Source organism: Ruminococcus sp. OM04-4AA (assembly GCF_003462585.1).
In the GTDB taxonomy this organism is placed as follows: domain Bacteria; phylum Bacillota; class Clostridia; order Lachnospirales; family Lachnospiraceae; genus Mediterraneibacter; species Mediterraneibacter faecis.
This window is the reverse complement of the sequence record NZ_QTZH01000020.1, coordinates 39,065-49,890: the sequence shown is the minus strand read 5'-3', so window position 1 is coordinate 49,890 and position 10,826 is coordinate 39,065. Positions and strand designations below refer to the sequence as shown.

Below are 10,826 nucleotides of genomic sequence, written 5' to 3'. Positions count from 1 at the left end.
GCAGTTTTATTACTTTTATCATCTGCCATGACAATATATGTACACGAAACAGACTCTCAAGTTTTATTACTTTTATCATCTGCCATGACAATATATGTACACGAAACAGACTCTCAAGATTACCTATCAATTCCAAGTTATAACGAAACATACTCTGCACAACTAACAGATAATAATTTTTTTGTCACTAAAAGAATATAATACAGAATACTCCAATGGAGAAAATCCTCTAAAAACAAATTCTCAAGATTACCTATCAATTCCAAGTTATAACAAAACATACTCTGCACAACCAACAGATGATAATTTTTTGTCACTAAAAGAATATAATGCAGAATACTCCAATGGAGAGAATCCTCTAAAAATAGATTCTCCTTTAACCACTCAAAATGTCCCTGATATATGCTATTTCCCCTATCCGAAAACAAAAACCATTATTTTAGGACAATAAGCGGGAATCCTCGGCAATTCAATTACCGAGATGAAAGCGCAAGATTGCGCAGGGGTATATTTTTGCCCCTGCTAAAATCAAGTTGTACGGTTATTTAATCTTCCCAGCCAGATAAAGCAGCACCGCATCCTGAAATTTCCTCGGATTCAGTGAACATTTCTTTTGAATCGCATTCAATTTATACTGCAATGTATTTTTATGGAGAAAGAGTCGTTCACTTGTGGCGGCAAGGGACATTTCTTCAGAAAAATAAACTTCCAGCAGGTGCAGTTCTTGTTCATTGAGCGGGGCGATTGTCTTGGCTAAAAATTCTTTCTGATTTTCTGGTGTGATCGTAGAAAGAATCAGTTCAAGTGTCAAATCATCAAAAATAACATAGTGTTCAGATGAAATTATAAGGCTGTGCAAAGCAGTTTCAGCAGATTGATAGGAGATATGGAGCTGGAAGAGTGATGTCGGTTTTCCAACTGCAATATCTAAAATATCGAAATGTTCTTTTGCAAAGAGTTTAAAAATGTAATTCTGTTTTTCAAAATCAGTTTCTTCGATCAAAGCAATAAAATCCCCCGGATAATTAAATGTGTGAAGACAGACATGTGCCTGTGCAAACATTTGTTGAATTTTCTGTTCTAAAATAGAGCGGTTTGTAATTGGATTTTGCTTATTTGTGCGAATAAGAACAATTCTTTTCTTTGTGTTGAGATCAATCTTAAATTCATGTAGACAGGAGGTGAGGTATTCCTGATTGTCGGTTTCATTTCTGATCAAAGACTGAATGACAAAATGTTTTTTATCGGCCTGTCTGCGGCTGTACTGATTTAGTTCCTGCTCCCGGATCAGAAGATTGGTGATGCGTTCTGCGAGATAAGCATAACTGCGGACTTTATCAGGTATACCGGTGATTCCGATGACGGCCAGCAGATGTTCATTATGATAAAGCGGAAGATTGATTCCCTGTTTTGTGCCAGAAAAATTGTTGTCTTCTGTTACTTCCAGTACAGAACCGGAAGCAGCGACCTGTTGTCCAATCTCGTGAAAGGTTCCGACACGGGATGAGTCTGTGCTGGCGAGAATGATACCAGATGGAGCAATAAAGTTGATGTCATGATCACAGACATCTTTGATTGTATTTACGATTTGTTCTGCGAGTTCGCGGTCGATTTTAGTTATCATAGATTTTTTATTATATCCTTTCTTTTGACATGGCGGATTACAATATGGTATGAGTTTGAAGATAATTTCTTCCTTTTATTTTACGTATCTGTTCAGAGCCAACTTCCAAAATGCTACGAATTTCGTCGGTGTGGCGTATCCGCCAAATAAAATTTCAAAAACAGTCTTAAAAATGCAAGCATTTTACATCTGTTTTATGAAATTTTGCTTGGCTCTGAACAGTTACCATTTTACTATAAAATGTTATATATAACAAATAATAATAGAATAAATTTGAAATAATGTTACATATAACATATTTGAGAAACAAGAAATTTGGTATCCTAATATTAATAAAACACGGAACAGACATGGAAAGGAGTTCATTATGAAAATAGTAACAGCGATTGATTCATTTAAAGGAAGTATGACTTCTATGGAAGCAGGACAGGCAGCGGCAGAGGGAATCCAAAGAGTGGATGTGGATGCAGAAGTGATTGTAAGACCGTTAGCTGACGGAGGGGAAGGTACAGTAGAGGCTCTTGTATCCGGAATGAATGGAACATTACAGAAAGTACAGGTGACAGGACCACTTGGCAAACCGGTGATCTGTGAGTATGGTATCATTGAAAGCACAAAAACAGCTGTGATCGAGATGGCGGGGGCAGCAGGAATTACATTGGTTTCTGATGAAGAGAGAAATCCGCTGAATACAACAACATATGGCGTGGGAGAAGTAATTCGTGATGCGATTGACAAGGGATGCAGACGTTTTCTCGTCGGAATCGGCGGAAGTGCGACAAATGACGGGGGAGTCGGGATGCTTCAGGCATTAGGTTACGGTTTCCTTGACAAAGACGGAAATCAGGTTCCATTTGGTGCAAAGGGTTTGAAGGTTTTGGAGGAAATCACAGATACTTATGTGCTTCCGGAATTAAAAGAGTGTAAGTTTAAGATTGCATGTGATGTAACAAATGCTCTTTGCGGAGAACAGGGATGCAGTGCAGTATTTGGTCCTCAGAAAGGTGCAACACCGGAGATGATCTGTCAGATGGATCAGTGGCTAGGATATTATGCATCATTGGCGAAAGAAAAATTCCCAAAGGCAGATGCAAAGCAGGAAGGAACAGGAGCAGCAGGAGGCCTTGGATTCGCATTTCTCACATTTACAGATGCTGTGTTGGAATCAGGAATTAAAATCGTGCTGGAAGAGACACAGTTAGAAGAGTATGTAAAGGATGCAGACCTTGTCATCACGGGGGAAGGCCGGATGGATGGTCAGACAGCGATGGGAAAAGCTCCGGTTGGAGTGGCTGCACTTGCAAAGAAATACGGCAAGCCGGTACTTGCATTTGCAGGCGCAGTCGAAAGAGATGCCAGAAAATGTAATGAACATGGCATTGATGCATTTTTCCCTATCCTGCGTGGTGTGGTTACGTTGGAAGAGGCAATGAAGAATGAAAACGCTAAGAGAAACCTGGCAGATACTGCAGAACAGGTGTACAGAACATTTACAATTCTTTGATCATACAATATTGTTTTAACTGAAAATGAGGTTTCTCCACGATCCCGAATGTCTTGAATCCAAGATGTTCATAGAATGGTATATTTTTCGGATTGTGTGTCTCAAGAGAAATCATCATATCATTGCGATCGGCGCAGGCAATGACTTCATTCATCATCATTCTGCGAGACCGTGATGTTGAAATTTCGGATCAACGGCGAGGTAGATGACATGAAGTCTTCGGGTTTCATGAAGCTGGGCGGTCCAAGCGGAGTTGAGGTAATCTTTTCCGAGGACAAAGTTGAAAAATGTCTTCATAGTCGGATCCTCGTGGAGCAGCCAGCCGTCTGTGATGAGGCTTTCTTTCAGGCTGACAAAATAATTATAAAATGCATGACGGTGATCGGATTCGTCAGAAAGGATCAGGACTCCCTTCAACTCAGGGCTGTCAGCAAAGACTTCACAGGTTTCAAATAATTCAGTTACGTCGCACTCAAGAAGATGTGGCAGCAGACGTTCTTTTGTTGCTTCATCTTCGATCAGAGTGCTGTAGAGCGGGTCGTTCTGAAAGCAGACAGTCAGTATTTCTTTAAGGCGGTCAAGATCCTGTTCCTGTACTTTGTAGAGCTTATCGCTATTCATTGGTTTTCTCCATTCTTTTCTTTATTATAATGTGATGATGTTTCAAGGCAATCGTTTATCAAAGCCTGGATTTTATCAACAGATTGTTTCATATAATGTAAATCATCTTTTAAGTAGGCCTGCTGGCGGCGGATAGCGGCTTCAAGTCTTCTGATCTCAACATCAAGAGAACCTGGGATTGCCATCTGATCCAGTTCTTTCAGACGCTGGACAAGGCCGTAGAGATTCTCATGGTGAAGAATGCGTCCGGCGCCCCACATCAGACGGTCTTTTGGCTGATGTAAAATATATTCCGTAAAGTGATAATAGACTTCTTCATCGAATAAAAATGCGTAGCAGTTATTATCAACTTCATAGAGTGCCTCCAGTGCGGCAGTGATGTTCTGGCTTTCCAGTGCATGGACTGCCTGCTCCAGGTGACAGAGGTTCTGACTGGCAGCAGCATGAGGGAAGCAAACTGCGTCCTGCCAGTCGAGGCGGACGAAGTAGTCCTGCATCTTCCGGAAAATGTGCAGCAGTTTAGAAGAAAGTCCGGACACCATTGGGAAGTCAGCGGAAACAGTATGGTTGTTGATCTCCTGAATCTTTTCATATAATAAATCGGCAGATTCACATACCTTTGAAATACTTTCCAGAAGCGCTGGAATTTCTTCCAATACTTCTGCCGGGGCATTGGACTGTGCTGCAAGACAGTCGGCGACGGAACTTTTCATTGCCAGAAAATGTCTGGAAAAGTCAAGGGGCGGAAGTGTCAGCTGATCCAGTGTAACTAAAAGCCTTGTATAGAGCTCATGGTGGAAACGGTAAACTGCTTCCTGATAGAATTCTTCATTGTCATATTGGGAGTGGTAATGCGTTTCCATAAACGGCCCTGCGCTGAAATCATTTACGGTAGATGGAATACCGGAGATGGCGATGGAAAAATCATCCGACCATGTCTCGATTGGTGCAAGTACTGTCAGTCCATCAGGGTAAGCCTCCTTCGGAACAGTTACATTTTCACAAAAATGTTTCAGAAAATCAGCAGACTCATAAGTAGAGCGGATTGCATCCTGTGTGTTATGGGCGTGAGCCGGAAGTTCAAAGTTGAGATCAGCGATCACGCGGCCCTGCCATTCCGGGTGAACACGGAATACCTGGTTCCAGGCTCCGGTTGACCAGTCGAATTTAGAATCACAGACACCCCACTCTTCGGCAGCAAGGGCACATACTGCGATTGTATAGCGCGGTTGATAGCCACTGTCAATCAGAGCCTTTATGATTCCAAATGTCATAGAGACCGCACAATTGTCATCCTGAAATCCGTCAAAATAGGATCGTAGTGTGCGGAAAGCAGAATCATCCGGTCGTCCCCTTCAGAAGCGGCAGTTCCCGGAAGATATCCGGTAATGTTATAAGCCGGGCGGTTACGTTCAACCCAGGAAGAGGCGTTGAGTTCAACTGCGACAGAGGACGGATGAGATACTGCAGGATCTTCGGGACAGAGAAGTTCTTTTAAATAAGAAGCATCCTGTCTCGAAAGAGAGAATGCAGGGGCATATTCCGGTCCGGCGATATCCTGAGCGTTGAGTGCCCGTGGATCAATCTCAGCATAACCCTGTGTCTGGACAGCAATCAGTCCGACAGCACCTTTCAAATATGCCTGATAGACAGGGTAGTTGATCCACCATTCATCACGCTGGTTGATATCAGCAAGAACGAGCTTTCCACGGACATTGAGCCCTTCATAGTCCGATGCGGTTCCACGGCCGACATAGACAAGATCATAAGTCTCGAATCCATCTGTCTCAAAATTCGTCTGATAAGCACCCATCTGACAAGTATGCAGTTCTCCATGTTGATCCTGGAAGCGGAGCACAGCACGTTCAAAGGTCCAGGAATCCAGCCAAAATTCATCCTTCGTCACATTCTGAAGTCCGATGCGTTTCATTTCTTCATATAAAAAATCCCCTGTTTTATGTTCCGCATCAGAACCGGCAGTTCGGAAACCGAGTACCGGATTGGTTTTGTGAGTCTCCATCTGCTTTGCCAGCTGATAAGAGTAAGTAATGTCTAGATGTGAAATGCATTCGTTGATTCTGTTTTCTGTCTTTGATTCCATTTATATCACCTCTGAAAGTCTGAGCCTGTTGTATGTGTTTGAGATATCGCCATGACGGCATCTATCTATTCTGCGCTTATTTTAGCACTGCAAGCGAAGTGTTACAAGAGTAGAAATAATTTTCCGCAAGCTCGATCAGTGTCCGCGCCGGCTTGCTGATATAATGTCCCTTGCGATATGCAGCAACAATCTCCCAGGAAGGATGGTCAGGTAATTGAAAATAGGTAATTGCCTCATCTTCCGGATCCATATAATACATCGGTAAAATTCCGCAGCAGATATTTTCATGGATCATGGAGATGATCGCATGGTTATTTGAAGTCTCGAACAGAACATTAGGGGTGAATCCGGCATTTTTAAAAATGGAATCAACGATCTCCCGGATGGTAGAGGTTTTCTGTGTGAGGACAAAAGGCTCTTCTCTGAGCAGAGCCAGATCGCCGTTCCTCATATCTAAAGCAGTCACAAGCTTTGTTGGAACGGCAAGAACCATTTCTTCCGAAGCTAGTGTTTCATAGATGATTCCTGATTTTTGCTGCGACCTGGTCAAAGTCATAAAACCAAGGTCAAGTTCACCGGATAAGAGAAGTGGATGCTGATCACGAACGCTGCGTTCAATCGGTTCCACTTCTATACGTGGACAAATATTGTGGAACTTAGGGTAAACACTGGTGAACATGGCAATTCCGCGGCCGGGAGTGAATCCGAGAGTGATATGACCTTTCTGTGCTTCGCAGAGATCGTAAATCTGATTGTAGGCATTCTTCTTTATAAGAAGAATGTCTTTTGCTGCGTTGAGATAGATTTCGCCGGCAGGGGTTGGGTGCCAGTCAGTCCGGGAACGGTAGAATAGCGGAGTGCCGAGCTCTTTTTCCAGCTTGAGAAGCTGCTGGTTGAGGGCAGACTGGGTGATGAATAGCTTTTCGGCTGCATGGGTAATATTTTGTTCTTCTGCAATTTTTAAAATATATTCAATCTGTTTTAAATCCATAGGAATAACCTTTCTGCTGATTCTGTGAATGAGCCTTTACATTTCTATTTCCAGTATAATTCGACCGATATGGAATGACAAGAAAAACTATTAAAAAAATTAAGAGAAGTAGAAAAATAATGAATTTTACTTATTAACAGTAAGAGCGTATGATAAAACAATAAAGAACAGCAAAGAAAAATGAAACATTTCTTGCTAAGCGAAAAGGAGGAATCATTCGTGGCTAAGCGACTTCTTGTAAAAGTGAATGAAGCAGACAATGTTGCAATTGCAGTGAAAGAAATCAAAGCCGGAACACAGGTTTCAGAAGATCTGGTTACCCGTCAGGATATTCCACAGGCTCATAAAGTAGCGCTTGAGAGAATCCCAAAGGGACAGCCGGTGATTCGTTACGGTGTTATTCTGGGGTATGCTCTGGAAGATATTGAAAAGGGAGACTGGATCAATGAATTTATGTTGGAGCTTCCGACACCACCATCTGTTGATGATATGGAGTATGGAAAAAAGATTGTAACAGATCTTCCGACACCGCCGGTAACAACATTCGAAGGATATAGGAATCCAAATGGTGGATATGCAGGAACGAGAAATATTCTTGGAATCAGCACAACGGTTCAGTGTGTAACCGGTGTACTTAATGTGGCGGTGAAGAGAATCAAAGAAGAACTGCTTCCAAAATATCCACATGTGGATGACGTAGTTCCAATCAATCATGCGTATGGATGTGGTGTCGCAATCAATGCACCGGAGGCGAAAGTGCCGATCCGTGCTTTACGCAATCTTGTACATCATCCGAATTTTGGCGGACAGGTGATGGTTGTTGCGCTTGGATGTGAGAAATTAACAGTGGAAAAATTGCTGGACGAGGCAGATATTTCCCCGGAAAATGTAATTGTTCTTCAGGAACAGAAAGGTTTCGATGCCATGGTAAATGCCATTATGGAGATGGCAGATAAAAAACTTGCAATTCTTGATCAGAGAAGAAGAGAAACATTACCGCTTTCCGATCTTTGCATCGGTATGCAGTGTGGCGGAAGTGATGCATTTTCAGGCGTCAGCGCAAACCCATCTGCCGGATACGCAGCAGATATGCTTGTAAATGCAGGTGCAACCGTAATGTTTTCAGAAGTTACAGAAGTAAGAGATGGCGTACATTATATCGCAGAACGCTGTGTGAGCAAAGAAGTCTGCGACAAACTTGCGGCAGAGATGAAATGGTATGATCATTATCTGGAAGAGGGAAATGTTGACAGAAGCGCTAATCCAACTCCGGGAAATAAGAAAGGCGGACTTTGTAATATTGTAGAAAAAGCAATGGGCTCGATTGCAAAATCAGGAAGCTCACCGATCGTAGAAGTATTATCTCCGGCAGAGCGCCCGTCAAAGAAAGGTCTTATCTATGCAGCAACACCGGCCAGTGATATTGTCTGTGGACCTTGCCAGCTTGCATCCGGTATCACACTACAGGTATTTATGACCGGAAGAGGAACACCTTATGGACTTGCAGCAGCACCGGTTATTAAAGTCTGTTCCAGAAATGAGATGAAAGAGATGTGGCAGGATCTGATCGATATCAACGCAGGTCCGGTTGCTACAGGTGAAGCACAGATCTCAGATATCGGTACAGAATTATTTAATAAAATTATTGCGGTTGCAAGCGGAAAAGATCAGAGCTTTGCAGAAAAATATAAACTCCACAATGATCTGTGCATCTTTAATCCGGCACCGATCACCTAAGATATGTTTTTGAAAAATTCTTAGTCTCCTAAAAAGAATATAGAGCTGGCCGCAGAGCGTGCTGCGGCCGGCAAATACACGAACAGAAAAAGAATCTTGTCCCAAATGCTGCGGAGAAGATTCTTTTTCTTTTTATAATAGTAGGAAATAAATTTGTTGATAAAATAGTGAAGTGCGTGATAAGGTAAAAGAAAGTGAATTATAGTCGGAGGCATTTATTATGGTTAAAATAGGAATGCTTCTCCCGGAAGAGCGGATGGTCGAACCGGCGAGAAAAATTATAGAAGAAAATCATCTGGATGTGGTCTATCTTGAGGCTGTGCATACAGTAGATGCAGTGAATAAAGCAAGAGTTGCAGTGGAAACCGGAGCTCACATTCTGGTAGCCAGAGGATATCAGGCGAAGCTGATCAAAGAATATACGAATATTCCGGTTGTTGAGATCCGTTTTCATGCACAGGAGATCGGTCTGCTCATTCAGAAAGCAAAGACGATTCTTAAGAAAGCGCACCCACATATTGCATTGATCGCATTTGAAAATATGCTCTGTGATATGTCGTATATGGAGCAGCTGTTTGATATACGACTGGATGTGATTTATCTAAAACGTATTGAAGAGGCTGAAAGCATTATTGCAGATTTTGAGGAAAGGCCGGATCTGATCATTGGTGGAGAAGGAACCTGCAGGGCAGCAGAAACGATGGGATATTCGACGCTGTTTTATCAATCCACGGGAGAATCGTTAAAAGAAGCCCTTCTTGCAGCGAAGAATGCGTCCTATGCAGCTGAAAGTGAGAAGCGTAATACTGCGCAGTTTGAAACAGTACTGGATACGTCCTTTAATGGAATTATCAAGGTGAACGCAGAAGGAAAAGTGATTGTAGTCAATAAACTGGTTGAAAATCTGTTAGGAAAGAATAGTGAAGATCTGGTTGGAAAGAGTCTGACGGAGATTCTCCCCGGAATCGATTCGCTCTTGATCGAGAATATTTTAAGCGGAAAGAGCGAAAGCTATTCCACTTCTGTTTCTGTCAGGAAAAAGACCTGGATGGCAATGATCGCACCAATCCAGTATGACAATCAGATTACAGGAGCAATTTTGTCTCTTCAGAAGCTGGCAGACAATTCAAAAAAGACCAAGGATATCCAGGGAGATATGCTACTGCATGGATTTGCGGCGCAGACCAAATTTGAAGATATTCAGACAGAGAATGCACAGATGCGAAAAATGCTTGAAACTGCGAAAATGTATGCCTTGTCTGAACACGCAGTTATGATTTATGGGCAAGCAGGTACAGAGGATTATCTTTTGGCAGAAGCAATTCACAATAATAGTATCCGCAAAGTGGGTCCATATGTCAGCATTAATATGCGGGGAATGGATAAAGAACATCAGATGGAAGAGCTTTTCCGAAGAGAAGCCGGAGATACAGTTTCAACTTTTGGTGCAAAGGGTGCAATGATAAAGGCAAATCACGGAACCTTATTTATTAAAGGAATCGAGCATCTGACTTTGCGTGTACAGCATCAGATTTTGCGTACAATGTTAAGCAGGGCGCAGATGAGAACAGATGCACAGCCACTTGACACGTTGGATGTAAGAATCATAGGATCATCAAAGATAAATCTGAAACATCTGGTGGAAAAGGGAGAGTTTAGCGAGGAATTATATTATATGCTGCAGAGTCTGGTACTTGAGATTCCTTCATTGAATGAACGCCCGGAGGATCTGAGAAATTGTTTTGATAAAGAATTGAAGATATATAAGGAAAAATACAACCGTCCGCTTAGCGTAACAGAAGGAGCATATAAGAAGCTGCAGGAGCTGAAGTGGACCGGGAATGGAATCCAGCTACGGTCATTTTGTGAACGACTTGTTCTTACAGCCAAAAAACGCATGATTGATGAAGTCGTTCTTCAAAATTTATATGACGAACTGTTTCCGCATGTGGAAGAATCTCATGGAGAGAAGAGGATTCTTGTGTATCGTTCTCAGGAGACAGATGAACTTGAGGAGCTGCTTGAACGTTTCCACGGAAACAGGAAACTGGTGGCAGAAGAGCTCGGTATCAGCACGACAACTCTCTGGAGAAGAATGAAAAAGTATGGAATAGAAGCCAATTATGGGGGAAATGAATTACTATAGGAACAGGTAAATGCATACAGGGAGATGGTTTAAAACTGTCTCCTTTTTTGATGTGAAAAACTGTATTTTGTTATGTATAAAAATGAAGTGAGAATTTGTGTA

General features: G+C 42.2%; 10 protein-coding genes. 4 read left to right on the top strand and 6 right to left on the bottom strand.

Going from position 1 to position 10,826, the window contains the following annotated elements:
* Positions 1 to 181 precede the first annotated feature (181 nt).
* On the top strand, positions 182 to 451 hold the full coding sequence (locus DXB52_RS16055) for a hypothetical protein (protein ID WP_147343360.1): 270 nt from the start codon (positions 182 to 184) through the stop codon (positions 449 to 451).
* 90 nt (positions 452 to 541) lie between these two features.
* On the opposite strand, the gene DXB52_RS07890 is transcribed toward DXB52_RS16055, so the two are convergent.
* Positions 542 to 1,624 carry a CdaR family transcriptional regulator gene (locus tag DXB52_RS07890; RefSeq protein WP_118106912.1) on the bottom strand — a complete coding sequence of 361 codons (1,083 nt, stop codon included), beginning with the start codon at positions 1,622 to 1,624 and terminating at the stop codon, positions 542 to 544.
* A 367-nt stretch (positions 1,625 to 1,991) separates the two neighbouring features.
* Here DXB52_RS07890 and DXB52_RS07885 point away from each other — a divergent pair, with 367 nt between their 5' ends.
* Complete coding sequence (locus DXB52_RS07885) at positions 1,992 to 3,128, top strand: glycerate kinase family protein (RefSeq protein WP_118106911.1); 1,137 nt, start codon at positions 1,992 to 1,994, stop codon at positions 3,126 to 3,128.
* On the opposite strand, the gene DXB52_RS16975 is transcribed toward DXB52_RS07885, so the two are convergent.
* The 5 genes from DXB52_RS16975 to DXB52_RS07870 form a co-directional block, all read right to left on the bottom strand.
* On the bottom strand, positions 3,115 to 3,288 hold the full coding sequence (locus tag DXB52_RS16975; protein ID WP_472520037.1) for an N-acetyltransferase: 174 nt from the start codon (positions 3,286 to 3,288) through the stop codon (positions 3,115 to 3,117). The genes DXB52_RS07885 and DXB52_RS16975 overlap by 14 nt on opposite strands.
* On the bottom strand, positions 3,285 to 3,749 hold the full coding sequence (locus DXB52_RS07880) for a GNAT family N-acetyltransferase (RefSeq protein WP_472520036.1): 465 nt from the start codon (positions 3,747 to 3,749) through the stop codon (positions 3,285 to 3,287). The genes DXB52_RS16975 and DXB52_RS07880 overlap by 4 nt, the downstream gene beginning before the upstream one ends.
* Positions 3,746 to 5,023, bottom strand: coding sequence for a hypothetical protein (locus DXB52_RS16970; protein ID WP_318550649.1), 1,278 nt, complete (start codon positions 5,021 to 5,023; stop codon positions 3,746 to 3,748). The genes DXB52_RS07880 and DXB52_RS16970 overlap by 4 nt, the downstream gene beginning before the upstream one ends.
* On the bottom strand, positions 5,020 to 5,850 hold the full coding sequence (locus DXB52_RS16965; RefSeq protein ID WP_318550650.1) for a PA domain-containing protein: 831 nt from the start codon (positions 5,848 to 5,850) through the stop codon (positions 5,020 to 5,022). The genes DXB52_RS16970 and DXB52_RS16965 overlap by 4 nt, the downstream gene beginning before the upstream one ends.
* A 76-nt stretch (positions 5,851 to 5,926) precedes the next feature.
* Entirely contained in the window at positions 5,927 to 6,841 is a 915-nt protein-coding gene (locus DXB52_RS07870; protein ID WP_118106910.1) for a LysR family transcriptional regulator, read from the bottom strand.
* A 219-nt stretch (positions 6,842 to 7,060) separates the two neighbouring features.
* Here DXB52_RS07870 and garD point away from each other — a divergent pair, with 219 nt between their 5' ends.
* The gene (gene garD / locus DXB52_RS07865; RefSeq protein WP_055148587.1) at positions 7,061 to 8,578 is read left to right on the top strand and encodes a galactarate dehydratase; all 1,518 of its coding nucleotides are present in this window, start codon (positions 7,061 to 7,063) and stop codon (positions 8,576 to 8,578) included.
* Positions 8,579 to 8,798: 220 nt separating this feature from the next.
* Positions 8,799 to 10,724, top strand: a complete 1,926-nt coding sequence (locus DXB52_RS07860) for a sigma 54-interacting transcriptional regulator (RefSeq protein WP_118106909.1) — start codon at positions 8,799 to 8,801, stop codon at positions 10,722 to 10,724.
* Positions 10,725 to 10,826: the final 102 nt, after the last annotated feature.

What these genes read in the sequence shown, in the direction of transcription:
- DXB52_RS07890 (WP_118106912.1), bottom strand. Translation starts at nt 1,624, where the DNA reads ATGATAACTAAAATCGACCGCGAACTCGCAGAACAAATCGTAAATACA.
- DXB52_RS07885 (WP_118106911.1), top strand. Translation starts at nt 1,992, where the DNA reads ATGAAAATAGTAACAGCGATTGATTCATTTAAAGGAAGTATGACTTCT.
- DXB52_RS16975 (WP_472520037.1), bottom strand. Translation starts at nt 3,288, where the DNA reads ATGATGATGAATGAAGTCATTGCCTGCGCCGATCGCAATGATATGATG.
- DXB52_RS07880 (WP_472520036.1), bottom strand. Translation starts at nt 3,749, where the DNA reads ATGAATAGCGATAAGCTCTACAAAGTACAGGAACAGGATCTTGACCGC.
- DXB52_RS16970 (WP_318550649.1), bottom strand. Translation starts at nt 5,023, where the DNA reads ATGACATTTGGAATCATAAAGGCTCTGATTGACAGTGGCTATCAACCG.
- DXB52_RS16965 (WP_318550650.1), bottom strand. Translation starts at nt 5,850, where the DNA reads ATGGAATCAAAGACAGAAAACAGAATCAACGAATGCATTTCACATCTA.
- DXB52_RS07870 (WP_118106910.1), bottom strand. Translation starts at nt 6,841, where the DNA reads ATGGATTTAAAACAGATTGAATATATTTTAAAAATTGCAGAAGAACAA.
- DXB52_RS07860 (WP_118106909.1), top strand. Translation starts at nt 8,799, where the DNA reads ATGGTTAAAATAGGAATGCTTCTCCCGGAAGAGCGGATGGTCGAACCG.